Below are 12,996 nucleotides of genomic sequence, written 5' to 3'. Positions count from 1 at the left end.
AAAACCGACTCCGTATTATAAATGTTAAAGTTTTGGTTTTTTAACATTTTTAAAGTGCTATTTTCAGAATATGTAAATATGTATCTTTGACCTATTATAATGACCATTTTTTATGAAAATTATCGCAATGATTCCTGCTCGATTTAATGCAAGTCGATTTCCTGGAAAACTGATGAAAGACTTAGCAGGTAAGCCTGTTATTTTACGAACTTATGAAAGTGCATTGCACACGAAATTATTCGATGATGTATATGTTGTAACTGATTCAGATGTTATTTATGATGTAATTAAGGCTGCAGATGGAAAGGTAATTATGAGTAAAAAAGAACATGATTGTGGTTCTGATAGAATTGCAGAAGCTGTTGAAGATTTAGATGTAGATATTGTGATTAATGTACAAGGAGATGAACCTTTTATAGACGAAGTTTCACTAAGAAAATTAATTGAAGTATTTAAAGACGATGTTAATAAGACGATTGATTTAGCTTCTTTAAAAGTGAAAATGAATACTCTTGAGGATATAGAAAACCCAAATAATGTAAAAGTAATTACCGATCAGAATAATTTTGCAATTTATTTTTCAAGATCTGTAATTCCTTATCATAGAGATCAAACTTTAAAAGTGAATTATTTCAAGCATAAAGGTGTTTATGCATTTAGAAAAAATGCATTAATGGATTTTTATAATACACCAATGACTCCTTTAGAAGCAGCAGAAAAAATTGAGGCTATACGTTATTTAGAAGTTGGTAAAAAAATAAAAATGATTGAAACTTCAGTAGAATCCATTGGTATAGATACTCCTGAGGATTTAGAAAAAGCAAAAAAATTATTTTAATATGTATAAAGATGTAAAAGTGATAGCATTTGATGCGGATGATACGTTGTGGGTAAATGAGACATATTTTAGAGATGCAGAAGATGAATTTGCTGAGCTTTTAAATGATTATGAGACTGAAAATAAAATTCATCAAGAGTTATTTAAAAAGGAAATTGATAATTTAGAATTATATGGATATGGTGTGAAAGGATTTACACTTTCTATGATAGAAAGTGCTTTAGAATTATCTAACTACCAAATACCTCAAAAAACTTTAGATAGAATCCTTAATATTGGTAAAGAAATGTTAGAAAAACCAATAGAATTATTAGATGGAGTAGAAGAGGTTTTACAGCAATTACAAGGAAAATATAAATTAATTGTAGCAACTAAAGGTGATTTGTTAGATCAACAACGTAAACTAGAAAAATCTGGAATTTCTGAATATTTTCATCATGTTGAAGTAATGAGTGAAAAAAAGCCTGTTGATTATAAAAAAATGTTACGACGTTTAGACATAAACCCTTCTAACTTGTTAATGATAGGGAATTCTTTAAAATCAGATGTATTACCACTTATAGAAATAGGAGCCTCGGCTATTCATATTCCTTTCCATACAACTTGGGCACATGAAACAGTTTCTAAAGAACAAAAATCAATAACAGAGTACAAAACATTGTCTAAAATTAAAGAAGTTATCAAATTATTGTAATGAAGTCATATTTAGATATTGAAAAATGGAATAGAAAAGAAATATATGAACATTTTAGATCATTAAACGATCCTACTTTTGCAACTGTAGTAAATATTGATGTAACTAATGTTCATAGTATTTGCAAAATAAAACAAAAATCTTTTTTTACTACATATTTACACGAGTGCACTAAAGCACTAAATTCTGTGGAAAATTTTAAATATAGAATTGAAGAAAACAAAATTACGATTTATGAGAAGTTAGATGCTTCAGCAACAATTTTAAGAGAAGATAAAACCTTTGGTTTTTCATTTATTGAATTTGATAATAATTATGAAATTTTCCATAATAACTTCTTGAAAGAAAAAGAACGTATTTTAAACTCTGTAGATCTATTTCCTTTAAAATATTCTTTAGGTTGTTTTCATTGTTCTGCTTTACCATGGTTTAGTTTTACTAGTCATAAAGAACCTGTTTCTGGAAATAAAAATGATAGTGTTCCTCAATTGTCATTTGGTAAAATTTTTAAAGAAAACAAGAAATGGTTAATGCCAGTAGCAGTTAATGTAAATCATGCTTTGGTAGATGGGTATCATGTTGGTAAGTTTTTTGAAAATTTTCAGAAAGGTTTGGATAAAATCGACTAATTTTGTCAAAAATTTTAATTATGGCAAGCGTTAAAAATTTAAAGAAAGATATCAATTATACTCTAGGAGATATTATTGAAGAATGTTATTTGTGGGAGTTAGAAAATCCTGGAGCTGACACTGCTAAATCACAAGGAATAATTGATGAGGCTATTGCTGCTTTTGATGGATTATTAGACAAGGTGAATGCTAAAGATGTAGAAAATAGAAAATCTCATTTTAAAAGCATTAGTTCTGAACTAGAACAACAAGCAAGAACTTTAGTCGATAAAGTAAATGCATTATAAAAAAATAAATTTCAAACAAAAAAACTCTATTTCTTTAAGAAATAGAGTTTTTTTTGATAGTATTTTAACAAGTAGCTTTTGTTTTTTTTGTATATTTAAAATGTAATAATTCAAATTCCCTTAACTTATGCCAAGAGCAATGTTCGAATATACCAAAGTGGTATTACAGAAAGTGAGTTTTAATACAGAACTATTTTGTAAAGAATTAGAAAAAGCAATGAAAAGATTATTACCTTATGAAATAAATGAGTTAGTTATTTGGGTAAAAGAGTATACTGCGAATAAACCTGAACTTTATGTTTGTATGGGAGTAATAGATAATAAATAAAAAAGAAGCTATAAAATAGCTTCTTTTTTATTTATATACATTTTTTATTTTAATTATCTATTCGTCTATTCCTTCCTCTTCTTTCTTTAAAACGTTTAATCATTGTTTTATTAAATCGATGCTCTAAAATTTCTAATTGAAGAACTTTTTTTGCAGACAAAAAAACTAAGAGATCTTTATGAAATGAAGCTTTAATTTCTTCGTGTGAAGCTTTAATTTTATGAAATAATTTTAAGTATCGTCGAGCTTGTTCTTCACTGATATTATTTAAACCACCAGCGGATTTTATTTTGTTTTTGATTTCTTCCTTTTCTTGTTTATACAACTTATGTTTAGCTTTAGTGTATTTATTATACAAAGGCCAAAATTTTTCTGCTTCTTTCTCAGAAAGATCTAAGTTTTCTGTTATAAAAGCAATTTTTTTTGCTTTTAGAATCCTTGCTTTATCTGGTTTTTGAGCAAAAGTTGCGAATGAGATAAAAATTAATATTATAAAAAGTATTATTTTTTTCATTTTCTAAAATTTCATTTATTGTATTTCATCTAATAAAGACGAATTATCAATATTGTCTAAATAGTCTTCTATATTATTGTTTTCGGTGGCGTAAGATAAATCATTTTCAGAAAAATCTTGATCCTCAAATAGTAAAGCAAGTTCATCAGTAGTAATATCACTATTGTCAAACCACTCATCTATGGTAATATTAGTTTGCTCAGGGGGTAAGATATTTATAAATTGAAACGTGATAAATAAGATAACAGAAGCTGCTGCCGCAAAAGAAGAAAACTTTATTAACCTTTTTCTAAAAGAAATAACTTTTGATTTTTGTGCATTAATCTTATTTAAAACTGTATCCTCTAAATTATCAAAATAATACTCAGGAGCTTCAAAACCACACTTTTCTGGTAAATTTTTTGTAATTAATTTACTCATAAGATCATTTTCCAAATCGTTAAAGTAATTGTCTGGAATTTCAAATCCAGTGTTCTTACCAATCTGTTGGTTTAAAAAATCTTTTTTATGTTGTTTGTTCTCGTTCATTTCTATTTGTTAGACTTTAGAATTTGAAAAAGGTTTAATTATAGTTTTTAATAAATTCTTCAATCTTTTTAACTGCGTGAAAATAAGAAGCTTTTAAAGCTCCTACAGAAGTATCTAAAACCTCAGATATTTCTTGATATTTTAAATCATTAAAATACTTCATATTAAAAACCAATTGTTGTTTTTGAGGAAGTGTGGCTATAGCTTTTTGTAAAATGATTTGTATTTCATCACCAGAAAACCAATCATCACTTTTAAGATTAGAAACAATTTGTTGTTTGTAATCAGAGATGTCTAAATTATTTTCTTTAGCTCTCTTGTTTATAAAAGTGATAGATTCATTCGTTGCTATCCGATACATCCATGAATATAATTTACTTTCACCTTTAAAATTATCAATACTTTTAAAAATTTTAATAAAAGTATTTTGTAAAACATCATCTGTATCGTTGTGAGATATTACAATTTTTCGAATATGCCAATACAAACGTTCTTTATATAGCGATATTAAATTACGAAAAGCAGCCTCTTTTGTAGCTGCATTTTGTAATTGAGATACTAATGTAATTTCGTCAGTCAAATGAATTGGTTTTTCACTATGACTTTAAAATTAGTAAAAGGTTTAATAAAAAAAAAGATTATTTTCTTCTAGAATATCCAAACAAGCGTTTTTCTTCGATCATTTCAGCGATTCCAGTAGGTAACATTTCTTGCCATCCATCTTGACCTTCTTGGATCATTTTTAAAACTTCTCTAGAGAAAATAGAAAGTATTTCAGGATTAAAATCTTCAATATCAATTAATCTACCATTTATTTTGAAGAATTTGTATAATTCTTTAATTCTTGGGTGAACCTTAAGGTTTTCTGAATTTACATATTTACCAGTTTCATTGTCTTTATATGGATACATATAAATCTTAAGATCTCGATAAAACAATTTACCAAAAGCTTCTAAAATACCACCACTAACTTCTCGGTAATATTTTTCATCAAAGATTTGAATAAGGTTATTTACTCCCATAGCTAATGCCATTCTTTCTTTAGTAAATTCACTGAAATATTCGACTAATCTATAGTATTCTTGGTAATTTGTAATCATTACGTTTTGACCTAAAGAACATAATAATTCTGCTCTATCTAAAAAGTCTCTCTCATTGATTTCTCCTTCAGCTCTTAAGTTACTTAGTGTAATTTCGAAAATAATTTGAGTTTTTTCAGGGTTTACTTTCTTTTCATTTAAGAATTGCTTTTTAGACTTTTCATACATGTCCATATTTACACTTGTAACTGGTCTAAAACTACCACGTAGAGCAAGAATATTCTTTTTGTATAAAACCTGAGCGGGTAATAAATTATTACCATCTGGCCCAAACATAACCGCATTGGTCATTCCGTTTTTAACCAATTGTAAACTCATTAAACGATTGTCAACATACATAAAGCGAGGGCCAGAAAAGTTAATCATATCTATTTCTAACTTGTCTTTGTCTATATTATCGTAAAAAGATTTTAAAAGTTCTTTTGGATTATCATTTAAATAGAAAGCTCCATAAATTAAATTAACACCTAAAGTACCAAGAGTTTCTTGTTGTAATCTTGCTTCTGTTTCTTTAAATCGTAAATGTAAAACGATTTCATTATAATCTTCCAAGGGATCTAATTGAAAACGAATACCTATCCAACCATGACCTTTAAATTTTTTTGCGAAATCAATAGTTGTTACTGTATTAGCGTAACTAAAGAATAATTTTTCAGGATGTTTTTTACGATCTAAACGGTCTTCAATTAAATTAATTTCATGCTTAAGCATCTTTTTTAAACGAGATTCAGTTACATAACGTCTATCATCTTCAATTCCATAAATTGCATCAGAGAAATCTTTATCATAGGCACTCATTGCTTTTGCGATTGTTCCTGAAGCACCACCAGCTCTAAAAAAGTTTCTAGCAGTTTCTTGCCCAGCACCTATTTCAGCGAATGTTCCATAGATATTAGCATTTAAGTTAATTCTAAGCGCTTTCATTTTAGATGTTGGGACACTACTTATTTTTTGATCCCCTTTTAAGATAATAGCCATTTTAGTCGTTTTTGTTTACGTGGACAAATGTACTGAAAATAGAAAGTATCAGTCAATTTTTATCTTATTTTTGTGGAATCAATGAATAATAAAAAACAATTAAAAGTAACATTTTTAGGAACAGGAACATCAACAGGTGTACCTATGATAGCTAGTAAGAGTCCTGTGCGATTTTCTAAAGATGAGAGAGATAAAAGATTGAGGGCATCGATTGTGTTTACTTGGGAATATAATAAAGAAGAGATATGTTATATTATCGATTGTGGACCAGATTTTCGTCAACAAATGATTAAGGCTAATATAGAATCGATTAATGGAATTTTTTTTACACATGAACATGCAGATCATATTGCTGGATTTGACGAAATAAGACCTTATTATTATCAAATGGGACCTGTGCCAATTTATAGCGATAGTAGAGTTTTAAAATCGTTAAAAAGACGTTATGAGTATATTTTTACAACAGAAAATAGATACCCATCAGCACCTGAGGTTAAACCAACTATAATCTCTGAGAATGATGTTTTAGAGTTTTATGGAGTAGAGGTAAAGCCAATAAAAGTAATGCATGGCGATTTACCAATTTTAGGATATCGTTTTGGTAAAATAGCTTATTTAACTGATGTTAAGTCGATTCCTGAAGAAGAAAAAGATAAGTTAAAAGGTTTAGATATTTTAATAACAACAGCTTTACGTTTAGATCCTCATAAAACTCATGCAACGCTTAATGAAGCATTAGAATTAGTTGAAGAGTTAAAACCTAAAAAGGCATATTTTAGTCATGTTAGTGAATTATTAGGTTTTCATGCAGACATAGAGAAGGGATTGCCAGAAAATGTTTTTTTAGCTTATGATGGTTTAGAAATCACTAATGATTTTTAATATTATTTCTTTAATATATATTATATAAAACCAAAAAGTCATCAATTTAATTGATGACTTTTTGATTTTATATTTTTTCTATTAATTATCTTCTAAAGAGAAGTTAATAGGAAAACCATACTTTACTGAAACGTTTTCGCCATTTTTAGTAGCGGGTATAAATTTTGGTAAATTAGAAACTACTCGTACAGCTTCATCATTTAAAATTTTTCCTCCTTTTGGTCCTAATGTTTTTATGTTGGTAACATTACCATTTTTGTCGATAATAAAACGAACCCATACTTCTCCTTCTTGCTTGTTTAGTAATGCTTCATCAGGATAAACAAAATATTCTTGAATATGTTTAATCATTTCTGTATTAAAACAATCTAATCGATCTCCATCGTTTTTACAATTAGGGAAAGTTGGTATAACATCTACAGTAGCAAATTTTTCAGCTTTTCTTAATTCTTCTCTTGATAAACTATTTTTTAATGCCGTTACATTAGTTTTAATTTTTAAAGATTTATTAAGATTAGAGGAATTATGAATTGTAGAAATACCAGAACTATTTAATTGATTAGCTTCTGATGCTACATTTTTTTTCCTTCTTTTTAAGAAACGTTTTTTTGAAGCTGAAACTCTAACACTAATTTGTCTACTATTTTTATCTTTTTTGTCTGTAGATTGTTTTACGGTACATTTAGTGATACTGTTTAAATCTTCTACTAATTTTTCTTCTGTATCACATGTTTCTTTTTGAGACCAAAGTAGAGCAGTCATCATAAAGAAAAACAAGTATATTATTTTTTTCATAAGTTGGGGATTAAGTAATTAACACACATTTATGACCCATTTTATCCCAAAAGTCACTTTACTAACGAAATAGACTTAAAAATGTTTCAAAACTTACATCAAAATAAATAAAAATATTAGTTAAAAAATGTTAAACATCGTTAAGTGGTTGGTTTTTAGCTTTTATTGGTGATTTTTAATAGTTTGTTTGCACTAAAAAAAGGAGTAGTATTACCAAGGTTTAATTGGTTAATTTCTTTTGTTAATTGTTTATTAACTTCAGGGTTTTCATAAAAACGTTTTTTCAATTCTTGCTCTATTGTAGAAAATAACCAATGTTTATTTTGTTTATTTCTTCTTTTTTCAAAATACCCAGTTTTATTGGCTGAATCGATGTAAGAAAGTATCATCTGATAAATTGTATCTATTCCAGAATTTTTTAAGGCGCTTGCTATTAAAACTTTAGGTTGCCAACCATTATCTTTAGGAGGATATAAATGTAACGCTCTATTAAATTCAACTTTTGCAATTTTAGCATTTTTAATATTATCGCCATCTGCTTTATTAATAACAATAGCATCTGCCATTTCTATAATCCCGCGTTTAATTCCTTGTAATTCATCCCCTGCACCAGATAATTTCAGCAATAAGAAAAAATCAACCATAGAATGCACAGCAGTTTCGCTTTGCCCAACACCAACTGTTTCAATAATAATGGTATCGAAACCAGCAGCTTCACATAAAATTATACTTTCTCTAGTTTTTTGGGCAACTCCACCAAGTGAAGTTCCAGAAGGTGAGGGTCTTATAAATGCATTTTTATCAACTACAAGTTGTTCCATTCTAGTTTTGTCACCTAAAATACTCCCTTTGTTAATAGAACTACTTGGATCAACAGCTAAAACAGCGACCTTTTTACCTATAGAAGTTAAATGTTTTCCAAAGCTTTCAATAAATGTACTTTTTCCAACACCTGGAACTCCAGTGATTCCTATTCTAATTGATTTATTAGCATGTGGTAAGCAGGCGTTTAAAATTTCATTTGCTTTTTCTTGGTGTCTTTTATTAGTACTTTCTATTAAAGTAATAGCTCTACTTAAAAATGTAATATCACCTTGAAGGATTTTAGCTACAAATTCTTCCGTGCTTATTTTCTTTTTTCTATTTAATTTTATTCTTTGAGCGGAAGTCTTGCTTGTAGTTTCAGGTTGTGAAACTCCATCTTTTTCCGATAAATTTGATTTTGAATCAGTTGCCATAAATCAAGGTGTACATCATTCTATTTGTAAATTTAGAAATAAAAAATTATCCAAAATGCAACGCACGAAAAAATGTGTCGTCTTTAAGACAAGAAATCAATAAATGAAATCAACTAAACAATTTCATCAAAAATTAATTCGTGCATGTCAGAAAAAAGATAAGAAAGCACAATTGAAACTTTACAATAGTTATAGTAAAGCAATGTTTTTAATTGCTTACAGGTATGTTAATGATCAATTTTTAGCAGAAGATATTATGCAAGAAGCATTTATTAAGGCATTTAAATATATAGAAAATTATAAAGGAAATGTAAGCTTTGGAGCATGGTTAAAAAAAATAGTAATCAATCAAAGTATAGATGAACTTAAAAAGAAAAAGTTAGTTATGATTTCTATTAATTCTGATTTACATAAAGAATTAGAAGATGAGAATGATTGGGAGGTAGATAATTCAGTAACATCACAAATGATAATTGAAGCCATAAAGAAGCAAAAAGATAAATATAGATTAGTATTAACCTTATACTTATTAGAAGGTTATGATCATAAAGAGATAGCTGAAATATTAGAAATTTCCGAAGTAACCTCTAGGACGCATTTAATGAGAGGAAAAAAATTGATTAGAGAACATTTAAAATTTGCAAATTATGCCGAAGGATATTAGAAACTTAGTAAAAGATTTAAAGGAAGAAAATATTGAGTTATCTCAAAATCATGAAGTAAGATTTTTAAATAAACTAGAAGAAGTATTTCCAGAAAAAAAGAAATCTTACCAATGGTTATACGCAGTTGCTTCTATTGTAATATTGTTGGGAATAGGTGTTAAATTTTACATAAATCAAGAAAAATATGTTACAGAAGAAAATACAATAGAACAAGTTAGTTTAGGAGAAATATCTCCTGAAATGAAGAAAATTGAAAATTATTATTTAACAGCTATAAATTACGAAATAGTTAGTTTAAATGCAACTCCAGATAATAAGGCCTTATTGGATGAGTACTTTGATAAGATTAGTAAACTAGATACAGATTATAAAAGGTTAAATCAAAAGTTAAAAACTAAGGGTATAACTAATGAAATCATTAATTCTTTAATTACAAATCTTCAATTACGTTTACAACTTTTAATTCATTTGAAGGATCAATTAAATGATCTTCAAACTAAAGAAAATAAAAATGAAAATATTACCATATAAAATAATAATAGCAATATTAATACTAAGTACGGTTCATGTGTTTAGTCAAAATAAGCAGAAAAACTTTAAGAAAGAGTTTAAAACAAAATCAGACGTGGTTATTGATATCAATACAAGACATTCAGATATTCAAGTAGAAACATGGAATAAAAATAAAGTAGTTGTAGAAGCTTTTATGATGGTAGAAGGAGTAGAAGTAACCAAAGAAATGAGAGATCATTTTTATAATAAATGGGATTTTAAAGCTAATGGTAATAGTGAAAAGATTACTATAAAATCTAGAACAAACCCAAGCTTTAATTTAAATGAAATTAATTTCGATAACCCAGATTATAGTTTTATTGTTAATGATTTATCTGATTACTCCATTGGAAGTTTAGATGTGTTAGATTCAATAGATTTTTTAATGCCTCCAACACCACCAGAACCACCAATGATTTCTAATTTTGTTTCACCACCAATGCCACCTTTACCTCCTTTAACGCCTTATACAATTTATACAGAATTTGATTTTGAAAAGTATAAGAAAGATAAGAATTATTTAAAACGTTGGAAAGAAGAAAATAAAGAAGCATTAGGGGAAAATGCAAAGGTGAAAATAGGAGATAAGTCCATTTCCATTATGACAGAGGATTCAAATGTAACGATGTCGGGTTCGATAAATGGTAAACAAGATTTAAAAATCTTTTTAAAAGAAAGAGAAGAAAGTAAAAAAGAAAGAGAGAAGAAAATGAAAGCTTATCAGAAAGAAATGGAAAAGAGGATAAAAGAGCTTGTAGAATTAAATGAAAAGGAACTTAAAGCAAAACAAAAAAAGTTAATAGAACAACTTAAAAAATTGGAGAAACAAAAAAAAGAGCGCCAAAAAATTCAAATGGTTTTGAAGGATAGAAGTAAATTGAAAGTAAAACGATTGATAATAATAAGAGCGCCAAAAAATGCAAAATTTAATATGAATGTAAAGTATGGAGAATTAAGCTTTGGAAAAGATTAATTATCACAAATAAAGAGTTTGTTAAAGCTATTTATGTTATTAAGTATCATTAAAGTTAGTGGTTAAGAGATCAATTAACTTTAATGATACTATGTTTTTTTGGTACTCCAATAAAATTAACTGAATCCTTTTGATTAATGTAATTGATTAAAATTTATTGTATGATGAAAAAATGAAAGAAAATAGAAGATAACGTATTAGTTGATCTAATTATTGAGGATGTAGTGTTTTATAAATGTTTAAAACTATCTCAGAAATAGAAGAGTATGGTTTATGAAATAAATATGTTTGAAGGAAAAGGAGATATATATTGTAGTTGCACTTTGCAAATGAAACTTTGTGTGAAAACTTTGTGTGAAAACTTTGATTGAAACTAAACATTGTAAAAACCAATTTAATGTTTCTAACGTTATAATAGCCATGCTAAATAAAGCTTAACTGTTTTTAAATAAGTTTATGATTTAACTTCATAAAAAGTACCTATATTTACACTTCAAAATAGTGTAATTTAATGGAGCTATATAAAGAAAATCAACTTAAAATATATAATTCACTTACGAAGTCTAAAGAAGTGTTTAAACCTGTAACAGAAGGAAGAGTAGGAATGTATGTTTGTGGTCCAACTGTTTATAGTAATGTTCATTTAGGTAATTTAAGAACATTCATGTCTTTTGATATGGTGTTTAGGTATCTTTTACATTTAGGATATAAAGTTCGTTATGTAAGAAATATTACAGATGCAGGTCACTTAGAAAGTGATGCAGATGAAGGAGAAGATAAAATAGCAAGAAAAGCTCGTTTAGAAGAAATTGAGCCTATGGAAGTTGTACAGTTGTATACTGTAGATTTTCATGAGATTACTTCAAAATATAATTTTTTACCACCTAGTATAGAGCCAACTGCAACAGGTCATATTGTTGAACAAATAGAGATGATTAAAGAGATCATGAAAAAAGGTTTAGCTTATGAAGTTAATGGTTCTGTATATTTCGATGTTGTTAAATACAATGAAGAAGGAAATAATTATGGGGTTTTGTCTGGTAGAAATATAGAAGATGCGATTCATAATACAAGAGCTTTAGATGGACAATCTGAGAAAAAAAATCCTCAAGATTTTGCCTTATGGAAAAAAGCAAATGAATCTCATATTATGCGTTGGCCTTCACCTTGGGGAATAGGTTTCCCAGGTTGGCATTTGGAATGTTCGGTTATGAGTTCTAAATATTTAGGAGAACAAATTGATATTCATGGTGGAGGAATGGATTTAAAGTTTCCTCATCATGAATGTGAAATAGCACAATCTCATGCTTGCTCAGGAGTACAACCTGTAAACTATTGGATGCATGCAAATATGTTATTGCTTAATGGACAAAAAATGTCTAAATCAACAGGGAATAGTATTTTACCTGGAGAAATTTTATCAGGAGAAAATACTGTGCTAAGCAAACCATTTGGAACAGGTGTTGTTCGCTTTTTTATTATGCAAGCAAATTATAGAAGTGTATTAGATTTTTCTAATGATGGATTATTAGCTTCAGAAAAAGGTTATAATCGTTTAATGGAAGCAGTTTCATTATTAAATACTTTAAAAACTAGCGGAAGTTCTTCTTTTGATGTTTCAAAATGGAGGCAAGAATGTTATGATGCTATGAATGATGATTTTAATACACCTATAGCTATAGCAACACTTTTTGAAGCTGTTAAATTTATAAATCAAATAAAAGATAATAAAGCTACAATTACTGAGAGTGATTTAGCTGTATTAAAGGAAACGATGAATGTATTTGTTTTTGATATTTTAGGATTAGTAAATGATGCTAAAGATCAAGGCTCAAATAAATTGGATGGAGCTGTAGAGTTGTTAATTAAATTAAGAAAAGAAGCTAGAGAAAATAAAGACTGGGCTTTATCAGACAAAATTAGAGATGAATTAGCTGAGATAGGAATTCAGTTAAAAGATGGTAGAGAAGGAACAACGTTTACTGTAAACTAAAC

Annotated in this window: 16 protein-coding genes; 10 read left to right on the top strand and 6 right to left on the bottom strand. The window is 27.8% G+C overall.

The features are described from left to right. Positions 1-112: 112 nt before the first annotated feature. The 5 genes from kdsB to ACSIGC_RS04335 all read left to right on the top strand — a co-directional run bounded on the left by kdsB (position 113) and on the right by ACSIGC_RS04335 (position 2,776). The gene (kdsB, locus tag ACSIGC_RS04355) at positions 113-838 is read left to right on the top strand and encodes a 3-deoxy-manno-octulosonate cytidylyltransferase (protein WP_442266934.1); all 726 of its coding nucleotides are present in this window, start codon (positions 113-115) and stop codon (positions 836-838) included. 1 nt (position 839) lies between these two features. Continuing rightward, positions 840-1,532 (top strand): HAD family hydrolase, encoded by a 693-nt coding sequence (locus tag ACSIGC_RS04350; RefSeq protein ID WP_442266933.1) that lies wholly within the window; start codon positions 840-842, stop codon positions 1,530-1,532. Next, positions 1,532-2,161, top strand: a complete 630-nt coding sequence (locus ACSIGC_RS04345; protein ID WP_442266932.1) for a CatA-like O-acetyltransferase — start codon at positions 1,532-1,534, stop codon at positions 2,159-2,161. The genes ACSIGC_RS04350 and ACSIGC_RS04345 overlap by 1 nt, the downstream gene beginning before the upstream one ends. 20 nt (positions 2,162-2,181) lie before the next feature. Continuing rightward, the gene (locus tag ACSIGC_RS04340; protein WP_442266931.1) at positions 2,182-2,448 is read left to right on the top strand and encodes a hypothetical protein; all 267 of its coding nucleotides are present in this window, start codon (positions 2,182-2,184) and stop codon (positions 2,446-2,448) included. 127 nt (positions 2,449-2,575) lie between these two features. Next, on the top strand, positions 2,576-2,776 hold the full coding sequence (locus tag ACSIGC_RS04335; protein WP_442266930.1) for a hypothetical protein: 201 nt from the start codon (positions 2,576-2,578) through the stop codon (positions 2,774-2,776). A 49-nt stretch (positions 2,777-2,825) separates the two neighbouring features. On the opposite strand, the gene ACSIGC_RS04330 is transcribed toward ACSIGC_RS04335, so the two are convergent. From ACSIGC_RS04330 to ACSIGC_RS04315, 4 genes are read right to left on the bottom strand one after another with little or no spacing between them, the layout of a single operon-like run. Further along, a complete protein-coding gene (locus tag ACSIGC_RS04330) occupies positions 2,826-3,290 on the bottom strand; it encodes a hypothetical protein (protein WP_442266929.1) in 465 nt (154 codons plus the stop codon). 15 nt (positions 3,291-3,305) lie between these two features. Further along, positions 3,306-3,818: a hypothetical protein gene (locus tag ACSIGC_RS04325; protein ID WP_442266928.1), complete on the bottom strand. Its 513-nt coding sequence runs from the start codon at positions 3,816-3,818 to the stop codon at positions 3,306-3,308. A 34-nt stretch (positions 3,819-3,852) separates the two neighbouring features. Beyond that, positions 3,853-4,398 carry an RNA polymerase sigma factor gene (locus tag ACSIGC_RS04320; protein WP_442266927.1) on the bottom strand — a complete coding sequence of 182 codons (546 nt, stop codon included), beginning with the start codon at positions 4,396-4,398 and terminating at the stop codon, positions 3,853-3,855. Positions 4,399-4,456: 58 nt separating this feature from the next. Further along, complete coding sequence (locus ACSIGC_RS04315) at positions 4,457-5,896, bottom strand: TonB-dependent receptor (RefSeq protein WP_442266926.1); 1,440 nt, start codon at positions 5,894-5,896, stop codon at positions 4,457-4,459. An 81-nt stretch (positions 5,897-5,977) separates the two neighbouring features. On the opposite strand from ACSIGC_RS04315, the gene ACSIGC_RS04310 reads away from it, so the two are divergent. Further along, positions 5,978-6,778 (top strand): MBL fold metallo-hydrolase, encoded by an 801-nt coding sequence (locus ACSIGC_RS04310; protein WP_442266925.1) that lies wholly within the window; start codon positions 5,978-5,980, stop codon positions 6,776-6,778. A gap of 81 nt (positions 6,779-6,859) precedes the next feature. Here the strand turns inward: ACSIGC_RS04310 and ACSIGC_RS04305 are convergent, their stop codons facing one another. Both ACSIGC_RS04305 and meaB read right to left on the bottom strand, forming a co-directional pair. After that, positions 6,860-7,573: an energy transducer TonB gene (locus ACSIGC_RS04305; RefSeq protein WP_442266924.1), complete on the bottom strand. Its 714-nt coding sequence runs from the start codon at positions 7,571-7,573 to the stop codon at positions 6,860-6,862. 155 nt (positions 7,574-7,728) lie between these two features. Then, on the bottom strand, positions 7,729-8,811 hold the full coding sequence (gene meaB / locus ACSIGC_RS04300) for a methylmalonyl Co-A mutase-associated GTPase MeaB (protein WP_442266923.1): 1,083 nt from the start codon (positions 8,809-8,811) through the stop codon (positions 7,729-7,731). A gap of 103 nt (positions 8,812-8,914) precedes the next feature. On the opposite strand from meaB, the gene ACSIGC_RS04295 reads away from it, so the two are divergent. The 4 genes from ACSIGC_RS04295 (at position 8,915) to cysS (ending at position 12,994) form a co-directional block, all read left to right on the top strand. Further along, entirely contained in the window at positions 8,915-9,475 is a 561-nt protein-coding gene (locus tag ACSIGC_RS04295) for an RNA polymerase sigma factor (RefSeq protein WP_442266922.1), read from the top strand. Continuing rightward, a complete protein-coding gene (locus tag ACSIGC_RS04290) occupies positions 9,459-10,007 on the top strand; it encodes a hypothetical protein (RefSeq protein WP_442266921.1) in 549 nt (182 codons plus the stop codon). The genes ACSIGC_RS04295 and ACSIGC_RS04290 overlap by 17 nt, the downstream gene beginning before the upstream one ends. Next, positions 9,988-11,001 (top strand): hypothetical protein, encoded by a 1,014-nt coding sequence (locus tag ACSIGC_RS04285; protein ID WP_442266920.1) that lies wholly within the window; start codon positions 9,988-9,990, stop codon positions 10,999-11,001. The genes ACSIGC_RS04290 and ACSIGC_RS04285 overlap by 20 nt, the downstream gene beginning before the upstream one ends. A 511-nt stretch (positions 11,002-11,512) precedes the next feature. Continuing rightward, the gene (gene cysS / locus ACSIGC_RS04280; protein ID WP_442266919.1) at positions 11,513-12,994 is read left to right on the top strand and encodes a cysteine--tRNA ligase; all 1,482 of its coding nucleotides are present in this window, start codon (positions 11,513-11,515) and stop codon (positions 12,992-12,994) included. Positions 12,995-12,996 lie beyond the last annotated feature (2 nt).

Origin of the sequence: Tenacibaculum aquaeponti (assembly GCF_052084715.1) — a bacterium.
GTDB lineage: Bacteria > Bacteroidota > Bacteroidia > Flavobacteriales > Flavobacteriaceae > Polaribacter.
This window is presented reverse-complemented; position numbering and strand designations above follow the sequence as displayed.

Bases quoted from the DNA above. Each gene is read 5' to 3' on its own strand.
- kdsB (WP_442266934.1), top strand. From the start codon at position 113: ATGAAAATTATCGCAATGATTCCTGCTCGATTTAATGCAAGTCGATTT.
- ACSIGC_RS04350 (WP_442266933.1), top strand. From the start codon at position 840: ATGTATAAAGATGTAAAAGTGATAGCATTTGATGCGGATGATACGTTG.
- ACSIGC_RS04345 (WP_442266932.1), top strand. From the start codon at position 1,532: ATGAAGTCATATTTAGATATTGAAAAATGGAATAGAAAAGAAATATAT.
- ACSIGC_RS04340 (WP_442266931.1), top strand. From the start codon at position 2,182: ATGGCAAGCGTTAAAAATTTAAAGAAAGATATCAATTATACTCTAGGA.
- ACSIGC_RS04335 (WP_442266930.1), top strand. From the start codon at position 2,576: ATGCCAAGAGCAATGTTCGAATATACCAAAGTGGTATTACAGAAAGTG.
- ACSIGC_RS04330 (WP_442266929.1), bottom strand. From the start codon at position 3,290: ATGAAAAAAATAATACTTTTTATAATATTAATTTTTATCTCATTCGCA.
- ACSIGC_RS04325 (WP_442266928.1), bottom strand. From the start codon at position 3,818: ATGAACGAGAACAAACAACATAAAAAAGATTTTTTAAACCAACAGATT.
- ACSIGC_RS04315 (WP_442266926.1), bottom strand. From the start codon at position 5,896: ATGGCTATTATCTTAAAAGGGGATCAAAAAATAAGTAGTGTCCCAACA.
- ACSIGC_RS04310 (WP_442266925.1), top strand. From the start codon at position 5,978: ATGAATAATAAAAAACAATTAAAAGTAACATTTTTAGGAACAGGAACA.
- ACSIGC_RS04305 (WP_442266924.1), bottom strand. From the start codon at position 7,573: ATGAAAAAAATAATATACTTGTTTTTCTTTATGATGACTGCTCTACTT.
- meaB (WP_442266923.1), bottom strand. From the start codon at position 8,811: ATGGCAACTGATTCAAAATCAAATTTATCGGAAAAAGATGGAGTTTCA.
- ACSIGC_RS04295 (WP_442266922.1), top strand. From the start codon at position 8,915: ATGAAATCAACTAAACAATTTCATCAAAAATTAATTCGTGCATGTCAG.
- ACSIGC_RS04290 (WP_442266921.1), top strand. From the start codon at position 9,459: ATGCCGAAGGATATTAGAAACTTAGTAAAAGATTTAAAGGAAGAAAAT.
- ACSIGC_RS04285 (WP_442266920.1), top strand. From the start codon at position 9,988: ATGAAAATATTACCATATAAAATAATAATAGCAATATTAATACTAAGT.
- cysS (WP_442266919.1), top strand. From the start codon at position 11,513: ATGGAGCTATATAAAGAAAATCAACTTAAAATATATAATTCACTTACG.